This is a genomic window from Nocardia terpenica, assembly GCF_013186535.1.
In the GTDB taxonomy this organism is placed as follows: domain Bacteria; phylum Actinomycetota; class Actinomycetes; order Mycobacteriales; family Mycobacteriaceae; genus Nocardia; species Nocardia terpenica.
In genome coordinates this window covers 444714-464876 of the sequence record NZ_JABMCZ010000003.1, presented here as the reverse complement: position 1 = coordinate 464876, position 20163 = coordinate 444714, and the positions used below count along the sequence as shown (strand labels likewise).

The window sequence follows — 20163 nt, the reverse complement described above, 5'->3', positions numbered from 1 at the left end:
GCGGGGCCGGGGTTCGTTAGGAGGTGGTCACCGAGTTGGAGGCGGCCGACTGGTTCGAGGCCGATCCGTTGGAGCCGATTGCCTGCACCTTGAACGTGTGCGCGCCGCTGGTCAGCCCGGACACGGTCAGCACCGGGGATGCCGCGGTGCCGCCGACGGCGACGCTGCCAGTCGCGACCGGGGTCACGGTGGCGTCGACGAACACGCTGTAGGTAAACGGGCCGTTCTTCGAGGCAGGTGCGGTGAACGCTAGCGTCGCGATACCGGCTGCACCCGCGGTCGCGGTCGGTGTGCCCGGGGTGGCGGTGGTGCCGCCGCGGGCCCGCCAGCCCGGGCCATCGCGCAGGGTACGCACCGCGAATCCGGAGACCGAGTCGAGCATCGCGTCGAAGGTGAGTTTGCCCTGCGCCTCGGTTTTGGCGTTCATGTTGAGTTTGTCGGGCTTGGCCATGATCGCGTCGGAGTAGATCCGCGCCCACGCCGAAATGCCTTGCGGCGTCATGTAGATGGACCCGAACACCAGCTGCCGATGAACCGGGAAGGTCACCACCGGCTTGGTGTACTGGTAGCCGATGCCGCCCATCGGCAGCATGGACGCGAAGGGGATATTCGACTCCAGCGCTTCGATATAGGGTGTCCGCTCGATCGCGGTGAACATGGCCGCTTCGCTGTCCTCGGTGAAGTCGGTGAGCAACTTCTGCCGCGTCTGCCACGCCTTGACATCGGCGGTGGTCAGGGTAGGAGTGAATTCCAGGCCGTTCTCGTCGAAATACCCCAGCCCGGTGAAGCCGTCGGTGGTGAGCAGGGTCGGCGACCAGTTGCCGTCGGACGCGAACGGGGTCCAGGTGGTCAGCGGCTTGGTCGCGTCGTAGTCACGGGCGAGGCAGAAACCGAACTGGCCCTTGAACACATTCCCCACGTCACCGCCGAACACGGTGTCCCACGTGGTACCCGCGGCCATCTTCACATCGGCCATTACTGAATCTCCTTACAGGGGTTGGGCGTCGACGGACGACTCGATCTCGTATTCGGCGATGAACCGGTGGACGGTGTCGTCCTGGTAATCGAGGTCGCCGAAACCGTGGATGGTGGCGACATCCGAGATCGGGACGCCGTCGACGTAGCTGTGCCGCAACCGCATCATGTGGTCGTGCACACGCCGGGTGAAATCGGCACCGGCCGAGTAGTCGCTGTGGAACACCTCGACATCGACCAAGTGGCGTGACCACAGGTAGTTGTCGCCGCCGGACGCGATGACGGTGATCAGCACGAACGGCCACACCGGCCGCAATTTCGTTCCCGCACTACCGATCCCGTCCACCCGCAGCAGGTACGTGGTCAGCAAAGTGCGGAGGTTGGCGAAATGCCGCCCCTCCGGCCTCACGACCGGGTGCCTCGCAGATATCCCGCGGTGCGGCGCAGGATAGCGCGCTTCGCCATGTGCGTGGTGCCGTACTCGAGCATGTGCGCTTTCCAGTCCCGCGCGATCACGCGGCCCCGCCACGCGCCGTGCTCGAACAGCACCAGGCCCTCGATGCTGTCGCGGTAGTCGCCCGGCTCGTCGACGTACCCGGCGGTGATGCGGTGTGGTTTCCCGGTTTTGTTCACCGGCGCAATGGTTTTCGCGTATTTCTCGCCGCGTTTGGCTTCGGCGAGCAATGCCTCGCGCATTATCGGTGACGCGGGCCCGGCCTGGGTGGCGAGTTTGGTCAGTTCAGCGAGTACGCCCATCACTTCCATGGCCATCGGTCAGCCTTCCTCTCTACTGGCGGGGTTGGTGCTGTCCAGCGACGAGCGGGCGGTGACCGCGATGTGATCGATGGCGCCGGTGCGGATGGCGGGTACCGGGCGCGGTGGCCCGTGCACTTCGAACTTGATGCCCTGCCAGGTGACCGCCGACAGGTAGTCGACCGGGGTGCCGGGCGGGAGCATGCCGCGGCCGTCCAGGCGCGTGATCGTCACGGCGGACTCGGTTTCCAGCGACGCGGTCACCTCGAAATCGCAACCCGCCACGGTCACCGCGATATCGGTCACCTGTTCGCGGCCGTAAGCGTCGAGCACCGGGCGGCCGGTGGCGTCGACGACCGGGATCCGCCGATGCAACACGAGCGTGTGGGTACCGAGCGCGAAAACCATTCAGCAGTCCCCCAGTTCGATGCCGAACAGACGGATCGGGTCCGGGCCTCGTGTGCGTGAGCCCATCGCGTACCGTGGGCCGGTCGGCTGGAACAGGCCGAGCAAATTCAGGTGGTACTCGGAGAACACCAGCGTGTGTGCGAGTTCCTCGACGGTCGCGGTCCGGGCGGTCGTCCACTCGTCCGAGCGGCTGCCGCGGGTGATCTTTCCCGAGGGTGCGCCCTCGAACACGTCGCGCTGCAACGCATCCCGTACCACCTCGACCGACACGATGCGCGCGGCCGGGCTCACCGGGTCGATGCCCGGCAGCTTCCCGTAGATCCACACCGCGGCGGCCTGCAGCAGCAGGCCCGCGTAGGCGGCCTGCTCCGGGGTGAGGGCGCGCCATGTCGATTGCACGTCGGCCACCGACGCGAACGGCGGCGGCCCCGCCGCAGTCACCTCGATGCCTCGTTCAGTGGCCGAGCGCCTTCAGGGCTTCTTTGGTCATCGCTTCGGCGGCGGCCCGGTCGAGACCGTGCGCAGCCACCGCGTAGTCCACCCACACGTCTTTCGGCGCCACTTGCGGCGGCCGTACCGCCTCCGCGGCCGGGGCGGCGGGCGTGGCCGGGGCGGGTGGGACGACGCCCGGGGGCACCGGTTCCTCGATCTCCTCGACCTGTTCCTGACCGAGCAGGTGCGCGCGCTCGAGGGGCGACAGCCACGAGATCACGGCCCCGTAGTAGTGGTGGTGAGTGCGGTCGGCCTCGTCGTGGGCGAGGACGAGCGGCGCGGTCACGCGGTAGCGGGTGTGCTGGCTCATGCGTCGACTCCCGTGATCGCCCACGCGGCGCGGGGTTCCAGGATGATCGGGACCGTGATGCGGCGGCAGCGGATCCGCCACGCGTCGGTGCGTTCTTCGCGCATGGTCTTGACCTGGATACCGTCCGCGCCGGGGTCGTCGCTGGCGACGTATCCGGGGGCGGGCACGCGCTCGTCGACGAACGCGCCGAACACCTTGGCGTCCAGCAGGAACGCGGTCCCGGTGGTCGGCAGATTCGGGCTTGTCACAAAGGTGAACCCGCCGATGCGGCGCATGAACGGCGAATCCCATCCGGCCGCCACGTTGCTGTCCCGCACGCCGGGGACCTCGCGCGGCAGCAGGTTGGCGAGTCTGTCGTCGGAGACGATGTTGGCGAACGTGGTCAGTCCCACGAGCACCGTGTCGGGCATGTACCCCTGCTTCAAGGCGAGGATGTTCGCGAACGCACGCATCAAGTCCCGCAGAATGGCGGGCGTAGCACCGGTTCCGGCCCACGACGCGAGCGCGGCCGTGGTCTGGGTGATCGCCGACGCCACGGCCGACAGCGCGATCGAATCCACCTTGAGCACATGCGAATTCGCGAGTTTCGTGAATTTGCGGTTGACGACGTCGTATCTCTGGCGGGAGATCGACTCGTCGGAGATCTCCGAATCCTGGCCCCACTTCACCGTATTCGCCATGCTGGCGGGCCCGGTGCCGGTCGTGGTCACCGGATACTCGCCACCCGGGGGCACCGGCTGCGGGGTGTTGTCGGCATAGATGCTCTCGGTCTGCTCGTAGCCGACGCTGCCGGACTCGGTCCACAACTGCGAGGTGAGGATCTTGTTCGACACGAACATCTGGTCACTGATGGTGCGCAGGGACCGCAGCACCCACAGCGGATCGTTGAGAAACCGGTTGATCGAGAGGACGTCACCGGACAGTGTCGGCGGTGACGGCGGGAAGGTGGTGTTTCCGGACACGGGGACTCTCTTTTCTGGAATCAGGGGCTCATGCGAGGCGCAGCGCGACGGTCACCTTGCCGCCCGCGGCGGCGGTGAGCGCCTGGCCGACGACGTGGGTGTAGTTGGTGTCCGACCCGATCGCCGACACCGCACCCGACGCCGCGGCCACCACCGGGTCACCGGCGTTGATCGTCCCGGAGGCGGCGAGTACGTGAATACCGTTGCGGTAGACCATGATCTGATTACCCCCGAGGGGGTCGTCGACGGCGGCCACACCGAACGCCATCCCCGCCGCCGACGACGCTGCCACGGTGTTGTTGCCGGACACCACGAGCAGTTGACCGGCGGTCACCGCGGCGCTCGTCACGTACGGCACCTTGGCAGCTGGGTGGTACAGGGGCAGAAAGTCGCTCATCGGTCCGAGTCCTTCCAGGGTGAGCCGGTGATCTTCGCGAACGACGTCGCGAGTTCGGCGGCCTCGTGGTCGATGTCGGGCTCACCGGCATGCCCGACCTCGGTCAGCGGCACCGCCACACCGGGCGGAAGCTCGGCGAGCAGCGCCTCGGTGCCCTCGGGGTCGGCGGCGTGCAGCTTCGCGAAATGCGGCTGCTGCGCCTTGGCGATCCGGCCTGTGCGGACCGCGTCGGCGAGCACGGTGTCGCGATGCTGTGCCTGCTGCCGCGCGAACGCTTGCGCGCCCTGGGCGGCTTGGGCGGCGAGTTGCTCGTATTGTGTGGCGTCGACCAGGCGCAGATTCAGCCGCTTCGCCGACGCGGCGATCTGCTGCAGGGTCGGCTCGGCCGGGGCGTCCGGCGCTGCGTCTTCTGCAGGGGCGGTGGTGCTGTCGAGTTCGGCGGTCACTGCCGCCAGGATCGTTGCCTCGTCGGCGTCGTCGGGGAGCCCGAAACGCTCGCGGAGGCCCTCCATCAGGGTGGACATAGGTCCTTCCTTTCGTGTGACCTCCGCCCGTGCGAAGGGACGGCGGTGCAGCCGCGGCGCGGGCGCCGCACCACGGCCGTGGTAGTTGAAGACGCTGAGGTCGAACACGCGGGCTTTCCCGGTCCCGGCGGCGGTGGTGTCTTTGCGGGGTGCTTCGACGCGGTCGGCGAGCCCTGCGGTGACGGCTTCGTTGGCGCTGTACCAGGTTTCGGCGCGCATGAGGTCGCGCCACTCGCCGGCCGCGCCTCCGGCCTTGGCGGCGTAGATGTCCGCGAGGGTGCTGCTGGTGCGGTCGAGTTGCTCGGCGAGGGCCCGCAGGTCCTCGGCGGTGCCGACCGCGAGTCCCCATGCGTCGTGGATCATGAGTTCGGCGCCGGGCCGCATCACCACCTCGTCGCCTGCGAGGGCGATGAACGAGGCGGCCGACGCGGCGAGCCCGTCGACGACGGTCGTCACCATAGCGTCGTGCCCGGCGATCGAGTGCATGATCGCGAGCCCGTCGAACACATTGCCGCCGGGTGAGTTGATACGCACCACGATCTCGGGACCGTCCAGCGCGGCGAGGTCGCGGACGAACTGCTCGGCGCTCACCCCGGACGAGTCGATCTCGTCGTAGATGAACACCTCCGGGACCGCGGCGTCGGTGCTGGCGTTGATGCGATACCACGACCGGGCCGCGGGGCCGCCGCGGAGATCGCGCAACCGGGTGCGGGCATTCACTGCTGGGCCTCGTCGCTGGTGTCGTCCAGCGGGACGAGCGGCGCCGGTGGCATGTTCTTCTGTGTCGGCGACGGGTCCGGCGTGCCCGGCTCTTTCTGCGGCAGCCCGTACATGTCGCGTACCGCCTGCTCGAGGCGCCGGTCGGGGAACACCGCCCCGGCCTGGATGAGTAGGGCGAGTGCTTGCGCGGTGGCGTCGTGGCGGGAGCCGATCTCGTCGAACACGATCCGTGGTGCGGGTTCGTCGGGCCCGAAATTCAGGTCGACGAGCTTCTCCACGACGTAGGCGGTCGCGGTGTCGGCGATCAGCTGCGCCTCGGTCTGCAGGCTCATCACGAAGAAATCGGCGAATGTCGACCCCAATGCCCAGGAGCCCGTTTGCGTTCCGAGGTTCAGAAAGTGCGCCAGCAGCGCGCGGGCGATCTGCTCGTCGTGGTAGCGGATGACCGGATCCGCGTCGGGCAGCGCGCCCTCGACACCCTGCAACCGCAGTTTCGCCCCGTTCGGCAGCGCCGCCCCCGAGCTGTCCCCGGCACGGTAGTCGTTGGCCATGCGCTGGCCCTCGTCGAGATCGGCTTGTTTATCGAGGGGGCCCGCGTAGTAGACCGGGATCCCCATCCCGTTACGTTCGATCGTCTGCGCCTGCACCCGCAGCATGCGATCTTTCAATCGCCAGTTCTTGTACGCGGCCCGCAGCACCGACTTGCCGAGCCAGTCGCCGCCCTCGCGCTCGTTGATGTAGGGCACGATCCGTTTGGCCGGGATCGTCGCCCCGCCACCGGCGATAGCGCCGATCACCACGGCCTCGAAACCACCGGTCATGGTGCCCATCGCGTACTGCGCGATACTCACCAACTCCCCACTGGGCGCGACCACCAGATTCGAGATCGACCGCGGCAACCGCGGCGCGAGCTTCGCCAGGTGCGCGTAGCCGTGGTCGTCGAGCTGGTAGATCTGCTCGAAGAAGCTGTGCCCGTACGGCAGGCACAACAACGCGAGCCGCACATGATCGGCCCACGAAAAACTGTTGCGCACACGCCGTGTCGGCTGCCGCGACTCGTCGTCGGCCCCGACGATCGGCAGATGCAGATCACCGGCGACGAACTCGGCCACCTCATCACGGGCGCCGTTGGGGTCCACCCGCCAGCTCGTGCGGCGCACCGGCAGTGTGATCGCTCGATGCACCGAAGCGACCTGCGCGTCTTGGCGCAGCATCCGGTCATACACCTGCACCGACAACGGCCACCGCAACTCGGGTGTCGTCTCGGTGTTCTGTAGCCAGATGTCGCCGGGATAGGAGACGGCATAACCGATTTCGCGGGTCGCTACCCTGCCCCGCACCGGGGATGTCTTCTCGGCCACGTCGTCACCTCCATTCAGAACCCGACCACCGCGAGGTTCGCCTCACCGTGGTGCCGACCCCCCGGGCTCGCCGCCGCGCGGTGTACGAGCTGCTGTACAGGCGCGGTGCGCGTACCGAAGGTGATCAGTCCCCACAGCGCCAACGTCGCGGCCACCACCGGGGAAATCACGTTGACGCCCTTGCGATCCCACGCCCAGCCACCGCCGGGCAGGTCGCGTTTCACCGCGCCCTCGACCGCCTCCGCGAGCACCGGATCACCGGTGTGAGCGAGCAGCCCGGCCATCGCTTTGTCGTAGAAGTCGCCGGTCGCCTGCGCCATCTGCGCGGTCCCGGTGAGTGTCGCCTCGACACCGGCCGCGAGCAGATCACCGGTCAGCGAGGCCGCGGGCGATGCCGCGTCGATGACCAGCACGCACGGATCCAGCCGCGCCACCACCGACACCAGATAACCCACCGTGCCCGGGGCACGCGGCCCGTGATAGCCGAGCTCGACATGCACCCGGCCCGCGGTCGTCCACACCGCCGCCACGATCGACACCACACGCCGATCCGGCGTCATATCCACCGCGATTGCTCGCGGCCCCGTCAGCGTCGGCGCCGGATCGGCCATGCCGCCCCACACCTCGGCGGGGATCAGCGCGGGCCGGTGCTCGGTGCGCACCGGCCACACGCCGCGGCCGAGCGCCTCGACACCGAACGCGATCAGCCCGGCCTTGGTTGTCGCCTTGCGCAAGGGTTTCTGCATTTTCGCCGCGGTCTGGATGATCCCGTAGGAGGGGTTCGCGTACTCCCAGGTCGTCACGGCGTCATGCGGTAGGTGCTCGGGAGCCATGTACTCGGCGAAGTAGACGCCCTCGGCACGGGCCAGCCCGGCCGCGCGCATATCGGCGAGCACGAAACCCTTCGGATGCTGCTCGGCGTTCACCGCGGACGACGTGTAGATCGTCTGCGGATCCGGGGCGGCCATCTGCGCGTAATCGACCGCGGACGTCGCGGACAGATCCAGGTTGTATGCCTCGTCGTAGACGAGCAGATCGAGCTTGGTGATACCGCGGCCGACATCGGCGGACCGCGTCGAGGTGACCATCTGCGCGCCGTTGGTCAACTTGATGGTGCCGCGCCCCTGCGACAGCGTCGGCGCGGACGCGAACCGCCGCCGCAGGCTCGCACTCGCGCCGATCAACGCCACCAGGCGGGTATGCAACTCTTTACCGGTGTCCCACCGCTGCACCGTGTAGAGGATCTTCTCGCCGAGCACGCACAGCCCATACAGGCAGCGCAGCAACAGGATCTCCGACTTGCCGTTCTGGCGAGGACAGATCAGCACGGCGTCGGGATGGGTCCACGCGCCCTCCGGATTGCGGCGCAGCAGGCACCGCAGATTGCCGCGCTGCCACGGCATGATCGGCTGCGGCGAGAGCCGCCCGGCGAGCGCAATCGCTTTGTGCCCGTGCGTATCGTCCCCGGGCCACAACGAAACATGATGCGGGCGTTGACGTCCCGAAAGCGTCGGGAACACCACCGGATCCGGCGCCGAAAACAGCTCGGCCAGATCAGAGTCCAGCGAGTACATCACCCTCGTCCGGCTCGTAGCCGCCGCGCTGGCGGCGAATCTCGGCGAGCAGCTGCCGCAGCGTCCCGGCCTGCTGCCGCGCCTCCTGCAACGCGGCATCGACGCGGATTTCCAGGGTGCCGTCACGGCCAGTGCTCAACCGAGTCCATACGTCGACGGCACCGGTCAGGATGCTGTTCAATTGCTCCAGGCGGTCCCCCACTCGCGCCGCTTCGATGATCAACACGGTGATTTCGTAGCCATCCGTGGGCAATTCCAGTGCGCGACACAGCTTTTCGCCTGTTTTGCCGAGGATTTCCGCCATTGCACGTACCATTTCGTCCCGTACAAAAAATTCTTGACTAGTGATGGGGCGTCAGGAGGGCCACCCTCCGGATTTTTCCCGGCGAATCGGACACCGGTCCGGGACGAGAGTCCCCACGACCGGCCACGAAATCCGGACACGGTCACCACTCCAGCAAGCACCAGCAACCCCGATCATCCCGGTTCGAGACGGCATCGACGGGTTGCCCGGTGATCGCCGGGCGCAGGTGGTCACGGCTACCGTCGCCGCGCGAGCCGTTGCATGTCGCGTGCAGCAGCCGGTCGGTCACCGTGCCGCCGACCGCTCGGGCGGTGGAGTGATCGCCCTGCAGCTGCCGTTGATCGAAGTTGCGGGCGGGGTCTCGATACATCGGCATGCCGCACCACCAGCACGGCGAGCCGTCCGGCAAACTCCGCAGCAGCGCGGCGACCGCCTGCTGATGAACCCACCCGAGACCGCGCTGCGTCGTTGTCCGCCGCGCGGTCCGAGTGGGCATCTCCTGCCTACCGGCTCGACGCGCCGCCCGTGCTGCCGCTGGCGGTACCGGTGTCGGCACCGCTGACCTTGCCGGTGGTGTCGGTACCGGGGCTCGTAATGGGCTGCTGCACAGGCACCGCCGGCGCGGCGGCACCCGTGCCAGCGGCCGGGCTCGTGCTCGTCGGCGCGGGCGTGACCGGCTGCTGCGGTGCGACGACAGGCGTCGACGCGGGCGCGGTGGCGCTACTCGACGCGGTGGCGTGTGCCGCGGCGGCGGTGGCCGCGATCTTGCTGGTGATATCGTCCAGCGGCGCAAGATCATCCAGGGTGAGCGTGGCGCCGTGGGCGATCTGCGTCTTGAGTGCGGCGATCTGCGCCTGCTGATCGGTGATCTGCGAAACCTGTTGCGTATTCAAGGCAACGATCTTAGTGTTGGACTCGACCAGCGAGGCGATATCGGCCTTGAGCTGAGTTTCGATGTCGGGCATAGCTTCTCCCAGAATCTCCAGAACGCGCGCGTTCTGCTCGATGATGTAGCCCGCCCAAATCGGGATCGGACCGGTATGGATGGTGGCGAGATCGCCACCGGTGAGGAACTCCTCGAACTGCTCGAGGACGAAACGACGGCCCGTCACGCCTGCCGCTGCTCTCTGGTGTCGAGCAGTTCGTCGAGCTTGCCGAGCATCGCGTCGACCGCCTGCGACGTATGCAGCGCCACCTCGGCGTTCTTGCTGTCCTGGCGGCGCTGCGCGAGCAGGATCAACGGCGCCGCATACGCGGCCTGCGTCGAGAACGCGAGATTGAGCAGGATGAACGGATACGGATCCCAGCGCAGACCGAACGCGGTGAGATTCAACCCGATCCACCCGGTGACGATGACCGTCTGACCGAACAGGAAAGGCCACGAACCCATTCCGCGCACACCGGCGTCGGCGGCGCGTTCACCGACGGTCAGCTGATCACCGGTGCGGACGGCCGGATGCCGCCACCAGTGTGCGCGATGGGCGTCGACGATCACGGGCTAGACGAATACCGTGATCACGGCGACGAGCACCTTGGCGATATCGAGCAAGATGGTGCCCCACGGGGCCGTACCCAGCGACGCAGACAACGACGACAACATGAACTTTGCTCCTATGCAGCGAAACCCGAAGTCGCGGGAGCGAATTCAGGCAGGTGACGGGATACGGCCTGTCGGCCGTAGCGCGGATCGGACTCGAACCGGTGACCTCTGAGATATGGGGCCAGCGAGCTACCGAACTGCTCTACCGCGCTCGTGCGCCCGGGATCGGGCATGAAAAAGCCCGGTCCGTCGTGCTCGGATCGGGCTGCGGGGATAGACATCCCACTGCTGGACAGTGTTGCACGCCGTCGCAGTCTTGTCACGACAACCGCGGGCAAAGATCGCCCGGGACTACGCCCGCCCCAGGTGCGGACTGGTGTTCCCGGCGGATTCCGCATGTTCGGCCAATCGTTGTGCGGCAATCTGTGCATAGGCGTCGACGGCTTCGATGCCGAGAAACTCTCGGCCTTCAGCCACCGCTGCGACCCCAGTGGTTCCGCTGCCGGTGAACGGATCCAGGATGCGCCCGCCCGGGCGGACCGTCCGCACCAGTTGCCGCATCAGCTCGACCGGTTTCGCGGTCAGGTGATGGCGGTGCTTACCGGTGGGGTTGGCGATCGAGTACACCCCGGGCAGGAACGGCGGCCGGTGATCGGAGTCGAGTTGCCCGTGCGAGGCCCACACGATGTACTCGGATTCGTTCTTGAACCCCGGGTTCGGGCGCGCATTGGGCTTACGCCACACCACGATTCCGCGCCACCGCCAACCCGCTACCTGTACCGCGTCCGACAACGCGGGCAGCTGCCGCCAATCGGTGAACACCAGCGCCTGACCACCAGGGCGCACCAGCCGTAGCGCTTCAGTCAGCCAGAACGACGACCACAACGCGAAACTGCGCTGATCACGCTGATCAGGAAAATCCGGCACCGCATGAGCCGCTACCGAGCCGCTGTCGGCGTACTTCTGCACCGCTGTGCGGCTGGTGCGATCCCGGGCCGTGACACCGCCATGCAATACGGCGGATCGGTAATCAAGGCATCGAAGGTCGCGTCGGGAAGCTCGCGCATGATGGTCAGCGCCTCGCCATGAATGACCTGATCGGTGGCGAGCACGGGGCGTGGATGCGTACAGACGTTGTCGGCGTGGCCCGTCATCGGTGGCGTCACCGCCTTTCTTGTACCACCAAACAGCAAGGCCCGGTCCGCATTCGGACCGGGCCTTGCTGACAGCTATTGCGTTGTCATTGCAGTGTTGCATGCGGTAGCGATCTTGTCACGAATCCCTCCACCCGGCGCGCAAGCTTCAGCGTGACCTGCTGGCCGGTGTGGGGTTCGTGCGTCGTTTTCGCGCGTCGTCGAGCCGATACAGGGGTTTACCCGCAGCGGAGTGCGCCACCGCACGCAGCTGGCCGCGGTGCACCCACGACACGATCGTGCCTCGCGGCACGGGCTCGCCGAGCTCGCGCAACACACGCACAAGATCAGGGATCTCGAACATTCGGCCACCGATCCGGGCGAGCAGTTGCTGTTCGAGCCGGACGACATCGTGCCGGACCCCGCAGGCCGGGCAATTGACGAACAACTCGCCCGCCTCGGCGTACAACGGCCTCTCACACTCGCGCGGACGGTGAGAACTGGCCTGCCCGATGATCGTCGGGCACGGGCCGCGGTAGACGAGCTGCGGCGGCGGGTTGATCACCACGAGCGCGGCGTGCACGGCGTGCGTGATCTCGGCGTGAATCTGCCCGGCGGCCTCGTCCAGGCGCACCGCCATGATGTTGTCGGCGAGCCAGCGCGCGGCGTCGCTGCCGTCGCCGACCGGCCCCGCGATACCTCGTGATTCAGCGAGATGCCTTGCCCACGTGGTGATCCCGTTCGTCAGCGTCGCGTGCAGCTCGGCCGCGGCCGGGTGGAACGGCAACGGCGCGACCGGTCGCGAACCGGATCGCAGTCCACGCGACACCCGGTCTTGCCGTAGCTCGGTGACGGCGAGTTCGTCGAGTAGCCATGGGACGCCGTCGAGCGCCGCGGCGAGTTCCTCGGCGCAACTGGCGCACAGGAATTCGGCGCAGGGGCGTGCGCAGCGGCGGTTACGGCACTCGCTCACTGGTCACCGGCCGGTGGCGGGGAGATGGTGACCACGACCGACCCGTCGGCGCGCTGCAGGATGTGCATCCAGGGGTAGATGTTGGCCCGGATGTGGGCGAGCAACTTGCCGACCATCGCCAGTCGCCGCTGTGGCGGGACCTTGCTGCTGATCAGTTCGAGGCGGCGTAGCAGATCGTCGCTGGGCGGGCCGCCGGGCCGCGGCGCGAAACCGTCCGGCGCGGGCAGGTTCTCGGGGTTCACAGCAGGCCCCTTTCGGTGAGCATGACGAGCAGCCCCTCGGCGATCAGCGGCGCGGACGAGTAGGCGCGCACATGCTGCGCGGCTTGTTGGGTGAGCAGGAATGTCGCGAGCGATTCGTGATCGTGCTCGCCGTCGGCGGCGAGGTGGTTCGCGACCGCCTTCGCCCATGCCTTCGCGGCGAGTTCGTTGGAACCGAGCAGGTTCACGCCTTCGCGGACGAGTGCGCCGTCGCGATACAGGTTGGCTCGGCGGCACCACGCCACGATTGTGGCCTCGATCGGATCCGGTTCGGGCACCTGGATTCCGATCATCGGTCCGCCTCGGTGAGGTCGGTCAGCGTGATGTGCACGCCGGGTGTCTCGCCGGTCTCGGCGAGTCGTTTGCCTGCGCAGAGCCGGATCACCTGGGCGTCGTCGGCGAACGCGATGCCGGTCAGCGCGTCGAGGATCGCGCGGGCAAGCTTGTCGGTGTCCGGGCGCCGGATCGCGGCCGGGGTGCGCGTCTTCGGCACGGATTTCGGGCGCCGCAGCACGAATTCGAGGACGACGGCGACGGGCCCGGCGAGCTGCGGCCAATGCTCGTCGTGCACTGCCAGGGCGACACGCTCCCGCCACGGGCCGACGGCTTTCGACGACTCGATCATGCGGCCGTTGCCGACGTGCCGCTTGCTGCCCTGCGGCGCGGGCGAGCCAGGCACGAAACAGGTGCAAGATCCAGTCATTCAGCTCTCGCTTCCCCGGCACGCTGGGTGATGGCGACCTTGATGCGTCTCGGGTGCGCGAGGTGGGTCTCATAGCGGCGGCCGTCGGGCATCAGCCGATTGCAGGGATCACCTACCAGCGCCGCGCATTCCGATTCGGGGCAGGGCACGGTCGCGTAGGCGAGCTGCTGCTCGGCAGCCTCGTTCTGGCCGAGGCGGCGTTCACCGGGCTGCAATCGGATGATGGTGTCATTCATCGGGTTTCGTCTCCTCGGTGGTGTCGAGCATGTGGGTGATGAGCGCGCGCCATGCGGCGGGCAGCTCGCCGGGCTTGTGGTTGCACCGGACGACCGGCGGGTCGGCGTCGCGTAGCTCGGCGGGCGGGGTACGCCACCCGGCCTCGTCGCACAGGGCGCAGTCGGCGATGTCGGCGCGTTTGTGGTCGGCGGCGACGCGGCGGCGTTCGGCGCGGTCGCGCTGCCACTCGTGGTGTGCCTGCCGGGCGGTCTGGCAGGCACGGCAGGGGTCCGGGGTGCCGCCGGGATGCCGGTCACACCACTGCGACGGCTCACCCGGCCCGGTCTGCGCAGGGGCGACGGGACCGGTTTCATGGCCCGGGTGAAATGTGGATGGGGGGTCGTCCGGCGGCGGGAGCGGTTCGGGCACGTGCCGTACCCCTGTGACGGAACCCCCCGAGGTCTGCTGTCTGCTGTCTGCGGTCTGCTGGTAGGAAACGGACCGATCCGCGTCACCAATTGCCGAGGTAATCCGGTCCGTGGTCGGGATCGGTGAAACGGACCGATCCGCATCGGTATTCGCGACCGGTTCGGCATCACCGATCAGGTTGGTGATGCGGTACCCGTTTTGATCGGCATTCGGATTGGTAATGCCGTTGGTGATCGGGGCGATGCGCGGCGTCTCGCCGACCGGCACCGGATCGGTGATCCGGTGGGTGTAGCCGACGGTGTCGAGATCGGGCAGCGACAGCAGCCGGGACAGCTGCACTGCCGACATCGAGTGCGACCACGACGAATACTCGGGGTGTTCGTGGCGGTCGCGTTTCAGCTCGGTGACCACCGCGGCGCGCAGTGTGCGCGACGCCAGCGCCCCGTACGCCTTCACCACGGCAAGAGCAAGTTTCGGGTTGCGCAGCAGCTCGTCGGAACGGATGAGACTGCGGACAAGCGCCTCCTCGGTGTCCGGGTCGAACAGCACGAACCGCGCTGCCTCCAGTTCGGCCGCGGCGGCGTGAATCTGCGGCCGGGTCCAGCCGCGGGCACGTGGACGCAGCCGGGCCGGGCGCCAGTCCACGCACCCGCAGTAGCTCAGCCCCGGGTCGGTGGTGAGCACGTAGTACAGGTGCTGCGCCGCTGGGGTGAGGTCGAGATAGGGCTCGTCCTCCCAGATACTCAGTCGGATACGCGCGAACTCACGGGCCATTCGCCGGACACCCCTTCAAGATCAAGACCGGGCTGCTGGAGTCGTGTGCGCAGCGACAACTCGAGGTAGTCGCAACTCAGGTCGACCCCGATGAATCTGCGGCCATGACGAGCCGCGGCGAGCCCGGTGGTACCCGAGCCGCAGAACGGATCGAGCACAGTGCCGCCGGGCTTGCACCCGGCCCGTACGCATCGCTCGGCCAGGGCAAGCGCCATCACCGCGAAATGCGCGCCTGGGAACGGATGCGTGCCGATCGACCACACATCACCCGGATTCCGGCCACGGAGATGCACAGCCTGTGCCGGGTCGAGCGTGTTCGGAGAACCAATCCCCTGCTGCGAGAGGTCCGGCGCACTGCACCCTCGTGCCGCACGTGCGATGCTCGTTTCCGCGTGGTTCTCGCGGACCGAGTCCAGGTCGAACCAATACCGTCGCCTCTTCGAGAACATGAAGACCAGCTCGTAGCGGCTGCTCAGTCGATCGGTCACGCTCTCCGGCATCGCGTTCGGTTTGTGCCACGTGATCGCGTTCCGCAAAATCCAGCCGTCCGCCTGCAAGGCGAATGCGACGCGCCAGGGGATACCGAGCAGATTTTTGTGCGGGACCGCAGCCTTTTTCGTGGCTTTCGACTGTTCGACGACAACGGAACCCAAGCGGGACGTGGCGCCCGGCGGCCCGGAGGGTGACGAACTGTAGGAGTCGCCGAGGTTGAGCCACAACGTCCCATCGCCGGTGAGCACTCGCCGCAGTTCGCCAAACAGTGCGCGCAGCCGCTCGACGTACTCGGCCGGCGTTGCCTCGCGCCCGTACTGTCCCGGCATCCCGTAGTCGCGGAGCCCGTAATACGGCGGTGAGGTCACGATGCGATCGGCCGAGGCCGTCGGTAGTTCCTGTGCCACTGCCAGCGCGTCACCCTGATACAGCGTCACCGAGTCGTCAGCGAAATGCGGCTCGACCATCGCCGTCTCCGGTACCGAACTGGGCTGCGATGAACGCACGAGCGTGAGCGAGGCCGTCTGCCGAATCCAGCGCGCCGGAACCGATTGCGGCGAGGACGTTCGCCGCCCGTTGCTGCTCGACGAGTTCGCCGAGCTTGCCGACCAGCGCGAGCAACGCGTGCGCGGTTGCGGCGCTGCTGATCTCAAGTTCGGTCAAGATGCCGATCTCGCGGGGCAACGTGGACAGTGCCTCGAATGCTTTGGCCTCGTGGTAACTGCTCATCACGCGGTCTCGTTTCCCTCGGCCGGGGTGGCGTCGATGGGTAGCTGCTCGGATTCGGCTGCCGCGTCCGGTTTCTCGACCGAATCGGCGGCGGCTTCTTCGAGGATGTCGGCGGCGCTGGGTGTCACGCGCTGGGAGGGCACGCGGATCGGTGGCGCGGTGTCGGGCTCGGATTCGAGATCCTCGCGGGTGTAGGCGATGCCGAGCAGCACATCGGGCGCGAGGCGGCGGCACACCTCGGCTGCGGCCTTGGCGTAAAGCATCGCTTGCGGATCGCTGAGGTACTTCTCGTTCCCGATCAGCTTGCCGTTCGTGTTGGTCTTGTACTTGCCGGTCTTCTCATCCAGCGTCGGCACGTATCCGGCGGTGCGGGCGCGCTCGATCGTCCACGTGCTGTGTTCCTCTTCGCCGCCGGGTGAGCACCCCGCGACCGTGACCGCGGTGTCACTGCTGTCGACGGTGTGGATCCGGTAGCCGCGGGCCTTCAGCAACGCGACCATGGTCCGCGCGTAGACCGACGGTTGCCCGTGGACCGGGAACACCTGCTGCACGCTCTGGATCGGGTTCAGGCCGAGCTCGGCGCCGTACAGGATCGCCGCCGCCGCGTCCTCGGCCTTGCCGCGGTAGACCGCGGGCACCAGCGCGGTTTTCACCATGGCCTCGGCGAGCGTGTAGGCGGTCTGCATCATCTCGGCGTGCGCCTGCAGCATCGCCAGCGCGGCCGACGCCGTACCGGCCGGGGCAAGGGTCGACGGCGTGTAGTCGGCACCGGCGGAGACGAGTTCGGTGGTCATCGGGCGTATTCCTCCTGCTTGTGCAGCCATGCGGGCATATCGAGTTGATGGATGTCGGCGCCGTAGCCGGGCCAGTGGTCGGCGGCGCGGCAGCGGGCGAACAGATCCAGCGCTGCGCGGTTGCGGCGGCGACCGCGGTCGAGCCACTCGGGCGTGAGTTCGACGACCGACACCAGATGCGGCGGCTTCTTCGCGACGACCGCGAACACGAACGCGGGCCAGGCGCCGAGCAGATGGTCGAGACCGTCGGCGTACCAGTCGTTTTGCATGTCGTAGCCGAACGCGAGCACCGATTTGAGGAACTTCGCGGGATCGGCGGTGTCGGCGGTCTTCACGTCGATGCCGAGCACCGCGCCGCTCGGCGCCGTATACAGGCAATCGGTCCGGAACCGGCGCAGCACACCGGTTTCCCCGTCGAGCCAATAGCCCGACATCTCCGGCGTGCCCCGCTCCAGGGCACGCGCCAAACGTGGATGCAAGCGCAGGTTGTCGGCCATCGTGCGAGCCGCCCGGTACTGGCGGGTGAGCAGCGGCACCTGTCCGGCGGCGCGCGCCTCGGCCCGCTGGCGCTGCGCGTCCTTGGTGCGCCAGTCCCCCGCGGTCACCTCGACCACCGCCGCGCCGACACTGAGTGCGAGTGTGTGCACCGCTGTACCGAACTCGAGCGCCTCGCTCGGCTCTCGATTCGGGTGTTCGCGGTCGTAGATCCATTGCGACGGAACCACTTCTAGCAGATCACGCGCACCACTGGACGACAGCGACGTCCGCGGGTCGCCGCCGTGGTACACCCACTCGGGCACATTCGGATAGAGACCAGGCGCGAATCCCGTTAGCGCCCCGACGGTCTCGTTCGCCCGGTGCCGCGGGCAGTCGCATTCTTCGGTGTACAGGTCAGTGACCGGGCAGACGTCGTGGCTCACGCCGTCACCACCCGCCCAGCGGCCCGCACACGGCCCTCCACGATCGCGTCGACGCGCGCACGCAGAACACTCAACGGCGACTCGAAATCAACGAAAGCCGCTAGAGTCATGAGGATTTGGGCCATCCTCTCGGGATCGCGCGCGCATAGTGCGGCCAAGTGCCGATAGGTTTCCAGCGGCCCCCTCTCGCGCACGCACTCGCACAGGTCGAGCGCATCGGCCGCGCACCGATCCAAATCGGTGTACCGAGCCATCACCACACGCCCGAACGCTCGTCTAGCTCACGATCGCGGGCCCGATCCCACGCCGCGCCGGGGTCGGCCTGGTCCTCGTCGCCGGGTATCTCGATATCGGCCGCGGTGCCGTGGTCGACGTACTCGACATCGATCCTGTCCGGGCGGCACAACACGACCGCGGTACCGGGCAGATGCGCACTGCGCGTGACCAATTCACGCAGCTCGTCGAGGTACAGGTCGCCGGGCTCGGGAGCCGCGCGCAGCGACACCGTCTCACGGGTGCTACGGGCCTGGGTGATCTCCGCGCCCGTCTCGTGGTCGGTCCATATCCTCATTGCCACCCCGCCGATCCGGTGATGTCGGGCCGGGGGAAGGATTCTGCGGTCCAGGTGCCGCCGCGGGGGCGCTGGAACTTCGCCACCGTCTTGTTGGCCAGCCAGGCGTTCCATGCCTGGATGAACAGCGCGAGCTGATCACGGATCGGCATCGTGATCGACTCGCGGCGCAAGCGCCTAAATCGCCTGTCCAACGCGAGAATCGGACTGCCCTCGGCCAGGCCGGTCAGATCGTGCAACTCCCGGAAGAACAACTCGGTGATATCGGCAGCGGCGGCGCCGGTTTTCAGCGCGAACGCGGTCGCCACCGACGGAGCAGCATCGGTACTGACGATCAGGCTGAGTCGGTCGTTGACGAACTCGACCGGCCCCGGATTACCCGACACCCACTGCTGGATGATCGGCACGGTGATCCGGGTGGCCAGCTTGTTGTCCCTGAACAGCAAGCCGCTGTCCCACAACAGCAGAATCCGCACCCCGGCCGCGATGGTGGTCGCGTTCTTCACCCCCAGCATGGACAACTGCTGCCCGGCGTTGCGTTTGCGGCCCTGATCCATCACCAGTTGCGCCTCGGTGGGCAGGCCACGCACGACCAGGAACGGCAGCGACAACGGCGGCGCGCACCCGGCCAGCGCCACCAGGCGATGCCGCCCGTCGATCAAATGGCCCTCCACATCGAACCGGATCGGGTCCGCGGCGAACGTCCACAACCCCGCGGCCATATCGGACTGGTAGCGGGCAACGCTCTGCTTCGACAACGGCCGATTCCGCCGATGACTGGCCAGCCACCGGCGAGCCGTAGCGCTGCTGACCAGCACCACGTCGGTGGAGATGGTGTCGGCGGCCAGGGCCAGCCGGTCACCGTGGCGCTGCAGGGACGAAGGTGTCATGAAATGCCTTTCTGTTGGTTGGTCAACCGGTCGATGACGTACTGCACGGCGTCTCGGGCGCGGATGAGGTCACCGAGGTTCTTGCGGGCGATCTCCTCGGCGTTGCGAGCAAACCGGTCGTCGTCTGTCTTGCCTTTCAAACTTTCCGCAGCCCTGGTCAGCTCAAACGCCTTATGCGAGAACGAATCTGGCAGCGGCGCGCGATTGCGGGGGCGCGGCAGCGGCTTCTCCCCCAGCGGGCCCGGCGTGACGATGGTCGGCGCGGGGGCGGTGATCGCGGAGTTCAACTCCGCCAGCTCGTTAGCCGAAATCAGATCCGTGACCGGTGGTTTCGAGGCCGAAGGCGGGTATGTTCTCCCATCGATACCGGCAATCGCTTCTGGTTCAGGTGTCCCAGATTGGGACACCTGACGCAGATCCTCGGTGATGGTGTTCTTGCTGACGCCTGTTGCTGCCGCGATGGCGCGGGTGCTCATGCCGATCTCGCGCATCGACACGACGATCTCGTGCCGTTCCTCACGCGGCAGACGCAACCGACTCGCACCGAACTCCCGCGTGCAGTAGTCGTCCCACGAGCGATAGCCGAGCACGGCCCATGCCCGCGTCAGGTACGCCCGCCGAATCAGCTCCCAGACAGCCTCGACCCCGACCTTGATTCGCTCGGTCAAGTCGCGGGCATCGACTGCGGACATCGATAGCGGTGGCGTCACAACGGCGCTCCCTCCACCGCCCGGGCGGCATAGCCCAACTGGGCGAGGATGGCGCGCACGCGGTCCGCCAGCTCGGGATGATCGAGGAAAGCGAGGTCTTTCGCCAGCTCACCCAGGCCGACCGCAGCAACAAGGTTGGCAGCCGGGATGCGGCCTACGTCTCCGACTCTGCACTTACCCATTAGGTGGAATCCCTCCGTTCTCTCGGAATGGCGTATCTCGGAACAGGTCCCTGTCCGAGTCATGACC

Annotated in this window: 31 protein-coding genes and 1 tRNA gene; all 32 read right to left on the bottom strand. The window is 67.5% G+C overall.

Annotated elements, in window-relative coordinates:
- Nucleotides 1-16: 16 nt before the first annotated feature.
- The 32 genes from HPY32_RS23760 to HPY32_RS23610 all read right to left on the bottom strand — a co-directional run bounded on the left by HPY32_RS23760 (nt 17) and on the right by HPY32_RS23610 (nt 20096).
- Nucleotides 17-976 carry a hypothetical protein gene (locus tag HPY32_RS23760; RefSeq protein WP_067594301.1) on the bottom strand — a complete coding sequence of 320 codons (960 nt, stop codon included), beginning with the start codon at nt 974-976 and terminating at the stop codon, nt 17-19.
- 12 nt (nt 977-988) lie between these two features.
- On the bottom strand, nt 989-1345 hold the full coding sequence (locus HPY32_RS23755) for a hypothetical protein (RefSeq protein ID WP_067594308.1): 357 nt from the start codon (nt 1343-1345) through the stop codon (nt 989-991).
- 35 nt (nt 1346-1380) lie between these two features.
- Complete coding sequence (locus HPY32_RS23750) at nt 1381-1746, bottom strand: hypothetical protein (protein WP_156674714.1); 366 nt, start codon at nt 1744-1746, stop codon at nt 1381-1383.
- 3 nt (nt 1747-1749) lie between these two features.
- Nucleotides 1750-2136, bottom strand: coding sequence for a hypothetical protein (locus HPY32_RS23745; RefSeq protein ID WP_067594314.1), 387 nt, complete (start codon nt 2134-2136; stop codon nt 1750-1752).
- On the bottom strand, nt 2137-2577 hold the full coding sequence (locus tag HPY32_RS23740) for a hypothetical protein (protein ID WP_067594317.1): 441 nt from the start codon (nt 2575-2577) through the stop codon (nt 2137-2139).
- Between the two features lie 13 nt (nt 2578-2590).
- Nucleotides 2591-2938 carry a hypothetical protein gene (locus HPY32_RS23735; protein ID WP_067594321.1) on the bottom strand — a complete coding sequence of 116 codons (348 nt, stop codon included), beginning with the start codon at nt 2936-2938 and terminating at the stop codon, nt 2591-2593.
- Nucleotides 2935-3900 (bottom strand): phage major capsid protein, encoded by a 966-nt coding sequence (locus tag HPY32_RS23730; protein WP_171983033.1) that lies wholly within the window; start codon nt 3898-3900, stop codon nt 2935-2937. Before HPY32_RS23730 ends, HPY32_RS23735 begins: the two co-directional genes overlap by 4 nt.
- Before the next feature lie 28 nt (nt 3901-3928).
- Nucleotides 3929-4297 (bottom strand): capsid cement protein, encoded by a 369-nt coding sequence (locus HPY32_RS23725; protein WP_067594327.1) that lies wholly within the window; start codon nt 4295-4297, stop codon nt 3929-3931.
- A complete protein-coding gene (locus HPY32_RS23720) occupies nt 4294-5541 on the bottom strand; it encodes a head maturation protease, ClpP-related (protein WP_067594331.1) in 1248 nt (415 codons plus the stop codon). Before HPY32_RS23720 ends, HPY32_RS23725 begins: the two co-directional genes overlap by 4 nt.
- Entirely contained in the window at nt 5538-6902 is a 1365-nt protein-coding gene (locus tag HPY32_RS46230; protein WP_231951885.1) for a phage portal protein family protein, read from the bottom strand. Before HPY32_RS46230 ends, HPY32_RS23720 begins: the two co-directional genes overlap by 4 nt.
- 14 nt (nt 6903-6916) lie before the next feature.
- On the bottom strand, nt 6917-8479 hold the full coding sequence (locus HPY32_RS23710) for a terminase large subunit domain-containing protein (protein WP_171983032.1): 1563 nt from the start codon (nt 8477-8479) through the stop codon (nt 6917-6919).
- On the bottom strand, nt 8457-8780 hold the full coding sequence (locus tag HPY32_RS23705; RefSeq protein ID WP_067594337.1) for a hypothetical protein: 324 nt from the start codon (nt 8778-8780) through the stop codon (nt 8457-8459). The genes HPY32_RS23710 and HPY32_RS23705 overlap by 23 nt, the downstream gene beginning before the upstream one ends.
- A gap of 142 nt (nt 8781-8922) precedes the next feature.
- On the bottom strand, nt 8923-9276 hold the full coding sequence (locus HPY32_RS23700) for a hypothetical protein (protein WP_067594340.1): 354 nt from the start codon (nt 9274-9276) through the stop codon (nt 8923-8925).
- 7 nt (nt 9277-9283) lie between these two features.
- Complete coding sequence (locus tag HPY32_RS23695) at nt 9284-9892, bottom strand: hypothetical protein (RefSeq protein ID WP_067594342.1); 609 nt, start codon at nt 9890-9892, stop codon at nt 9284-9286.
- Complete coding sequence (locus HPY32_RS46590) at nt 9889-10275, bottom strand: DUF1003 domain-containing protein (RefSeq protein WP_373686660.1); 387 nt, start codon at nt 10273-10275, stop codon at nt 9889-9891. Before HPY32_RS46590 ends, HPY32_RS23695 begins: the two co-directional genes overlap by 4 nt.
- A 183-nt stretch (nt 10276-10458) precedes the next feature.
- Nucleotides 10459-10532, bottom strand: a tRNA-Met gene (locus tag HPY32_RS23685).
- Nucleotides 10533-10671: 139 nt separating this feature from the next.
- A complete protein-coding gene (locus HPY32_RS46225; protein WP_197696598.1) occupies nt 10672-11247 on the bottom strand; it encodes a DNA-methyltransferase in 576 nt (191 codons plus the stop codon).
- Nucleotides 11248-11258: 11 nt separating this feature from the next.
- Nucleotides 11259-11486 carry a site-specific DNA-methyltransferase gene (locus tag HPY32_RS46220; RefSeq protein ID WP_197696599.1) on the bottom strand — a complete coding sequence of 76 codons (228 nt, stop codon included), beginning with the start codon at nt 11484-11486 and terminating at the stop codon, nt 11259-11261.
- Between the two features lie 136 nt (nt 11487-11622).
- Nucleotides 11623-12426 carry a hypothetical protein gene (locus HPY32_RS23675; protein WP_067594345.1) on the bottom strand — a complete coding sequence of 268 codons (804 nt, stop codon included), beginning with the start codon at nt 12424-12426 and terminating at the stop codon, nt 11623-11625.
- Nucleotides 12423-12668: a hypothetical protein gene (locus tag HPY32_RS23670; RefSeq protein WP_067594348.1), complete on the bottom strand. Its 246-nt coding sequence runs from the start codon at nt 12666-12668 to the stop codon at nt 12423-12425. Before HPY32_RS23670 ends, HPY32_RS23675 begins: the two co-directional genes overlap by 4 nt.
- Nucleotides 12665-12979, bottom strand: coding sequence for a hypothetical protein (locus HPY32_RS23665; RefSeq protein ID WP_067594351.1), 315 nt, complete (start codon nt 12977-12979; stop codon nt 12665-12667). Before HPY32_RS23665 ends, HPY32_RS23670 begins: the two co-directional genes overlap by 4 nt.
- Nucleotides 12976-13389 carry a RusA family crossover junction endodeoxyribonuclease gene (locus HPY32_RS23660; RefSeq protein WP_067594354.1) on the bottom strand — a complete coding sequence of 138 codons (414 nt, stop codon included), beginning with the start codon at nt 13387-13389 and terminating at the stop codon, nt 12976-12978. The genes HPY32_RS23665 and HPY32_RS23660 overlap by 4 nt, the downstream gene beginning before the upstream one ends.
- Nucleotides 13386-13625: a zinc finger domain-containing protein gene (locus tag HPY32_RS23655; RefSeq protein WP_067594357.1), complete on the bottom strand. Its 240-nt coding sequence runs from the start codon at nt 13623-13625 to the stop codon at nt 13386-13388. The genes HPY32_RS23660 and HPY32_RS23655 overlap by 4 nt, the downstream gene beginning before the upstream one ends.
- Nucleotides 13618-14808: a hypothetical protein gene (locus HPY32_RS23650; RefSeq protein WP_067594360.1), complete on the bottom strand. Its 1191-nt coding sequence runs from the start codon at nt 14806-14808 to the stop codon at nt 13618-13620. Before HPY32_RS23650 ends, HPY32_RS23655 begins: the two co-directional genes overlap by 8 nt.
- Nucleotides 14778-15767 (bottom strand): DNA-methyltransferase, encoded by a 990-nt coding sequence (locus HPY32_RS23645; protein ID WP_067594363.1) that lies wholly within the window; start codon nt 15765-15767, stop codon nt 14778-14780. Before HPY32_RS23645 ends, HPY32_RS23650 begins: the two co-directional genes overlap by 31 nt.
- A complete protein-coding gene (locus HPY32_RS23640; protein WP_067594366.1) occupies nt 15745-16029 on the bottom strand; it encodes a hypothetical protein in 285 nt (94 codons plus the stop codon). The genes HPY32_RS23645 and HPY32_RS23640 overlap by 23 nt, the downstream gene beginning before the upstream one ends.
- Nucleotides 16029-16823, bottom strand: a complete 795-nt coding sequence (locus HPY32_RS23635; protein WP_067594368.1) for a hypothetical protein — start codon at nt 16821-16823, stop codon at nt 16029-16031. The genes HPY32_RS23640 and HPY32_RS23635 overlap by 1 nt, the downstream gene beginning before the upstream one ends.
- Entirely contained in the window at nt 16820-17623 is an 804-nt protein-coding gene (locus HPY32_RS23630) for a PD-(D/E)XK nuclease-like domain-containing protein (RefSeq protein ID WP_067596226.1), read from the bottom strand. Before HPY32_RS23630 ends, HPY32_RS23635 begins: the two co-directional genes overlap by 4 nt.
- A gap of 373 nt (nt 17624-17996) precedes the next feature.
- On the bottom strand, nt 17997-18314 hold the full coding sequence (locus HPY32_RS23625) for a hypothetical protein (RefSeq protein WP_067594371.1): 318 nt from the start codon (nt 18312-18314) through the stop codon (nt 17997-17999).
- On the bottom strand, nt 18311-19204 hold the full coding sequence (locus HPY32_RS23620; RefSeq protein ID WP_067594374.1) for a hypothetical protein: 894 nt from the start codon (nt 19202-19204) through the stop codon (nt 18311-18313). The genes HPY32_RS23625 and HPY32_RS23620 overlap by 4 nt, the downstream gene beginning before the upstream one ends.
- Nucleotides 19201-19914, bottom strand: a complete 714-nt coding sequence (locus HPY32_RS23615; protein WP_156674715.1) for a hypothetical protein — start codon at nt 19912-19914, stop codon at nt 19201-19203. Before HPY32_RS23615 ends, HPY32_RS23620 begins: the two co-directional genes overlap by 4 nt.
- Nucleotides 19911-20096, bottom strand: a complete 186-nt coding sequence (locus tag HPY32_RS23610; RefSeq protein ID WP_156674716.1) for a hypothetical protein — start codon at nt 20094-20096, stop codon at nt 19911-19913. The genes HPY32_RS23615 and HPY32_RS23610 overlap by 4 nt, the downstream gene beginning before the upstream one ends.
- Nucleotides 20097-20163: the final 67 nt, after the last annotated feature.

What these genes read in the sequence shown, in the direction of transcription:
- HPY32_RS23635 (WP_067594368.1), bottom strand. Translation starts at nt 16,823, where the DNA reads ATGACCACCGAACTCGTCTCCGCCGGTGCCGACTACACGCCGTCGACC.
- HPY32_RS23725 (WP_067594327.1), bottom strand. Translation starts at nt 4,297, where the DNA reads ATGAGCGACTTTCTGCCCCTGTACCACCCAGCTGCCAAGGTGCCGTAC.
- HPY32_RS23745 (WP_067594314.1), bottom strand. Translation starts at nt 2,136, where the DNA reads ATGGTTTTCGCGCTCGGTACCCACACGCTCGTGTTGCATCGGCGGATC.
- HPY32_RS23640 (WP_067594366.1), bottom strand. Translation starts at nt 16,029, where the DNA reads ATGAGCAGTTACCACGAGGCCAAAGCATTCGAGGCACTGTCCACGTTG.
- HPY32_RS23735 (WP_067594321.1), bottom strand. Translation starts at nt 2,938, where the DNA reads ATGAGCCAGCACACCCGCTACCGCGTGACCGCGCCGCTCGTCCTCGCC.
- HPY32_RS23625 (WP_067594371.1), bottom strand. Translation starts at nt 18,314, where the DNA reads ATGAGGATATGGACCGACCACGAGACGGGCGCGGAGATCACCCAGGCC.
- HPY32_RS23650 (WP_067594360.1), bottom strand. Translation starts at nt 14,808, where the DNA reads ATGGCCCGTGAGTTCGCGCGTATCCGACTGAGTATCTGGGAGGACGAG.
- HPY32_RS23660 (WP_067594354.1), bottom strand. Translation starts at nt 13,389, where the DNA reads ATGACTGGATCTTGCACCTGTTTCGTGCCTGGCTCGCCCGCGCCGCAG.
- HPY32_RS23665 (WP_067594351.1), bottom strand. Translation starts at nt 12,979, where the DNA reads ATGATCGGAATCCAGGTGCCCGAACCGGATCCGATCGAGGCCACAATC.
- HPY32_RS23645 (WP_067594363.1), bottom strand. Translation starts at nt 15,767, where the DNA reads ATGGTCGAGCCGCATTTCGCTGACGACTCGGTGACGCTGTATCAGGGT.
- HPY32_RS23705 (WP_067594337.1), bottom strand. Translation starts at nt 8,780, where the DNA reads ATGGCGGAAATCCTCGGCAAAACAGGCGAAAAGCTGTGTCGCGCACTG.
- HPY32_RS23760 (WP_067594301.1), bottom strand. Translation starts at nt 976, where the DNA reads ATGGCCGATGTGAAGATGGCCGCGGGTACCACGTGGGACACCGTGTTC.
- HPY32_RS23620 (WP_067594374.1), bottom strand. Translation starts at nt 19,204, where the DNA reads ATGACACCTTCGTCCCTGCAGCGCCACGGTGACCGGCTGGCCCTGGCC.
- HPY32_RS23750 (WP_156674714.1), bottom strand. Translation starts at nt 1,746, where the DNA reads ATGGCCATGGAAGTGATGGGCGTACTCGCTGAACTGACCAAACTCGCC.
- HPY32_RS23655 (WP_067594357.1), bottom strand. Translation starts at nt 13,625, where the DNA reads ATGAATGACACCATCATCCGATTGCAGCCCGGTGAACGCCGCCTCGGC.
- HPY32_RS23610 (WP_156674716.1), bottom strand. Translation starts at nt 20,096, where the DNA reads ATGGGTAAGTGCAGAGTCGGAGACGTAGGCCGCATCCCGGCTGCCAAC.
- HPY32_RS23700 (WP_067594340.1), bottom strand. Translation starts at nt 9,276, where the DNA reads ATGCCCACTCGGACCGCGCGGCGGACAACGACGCAGCGCGGTCTCGGG.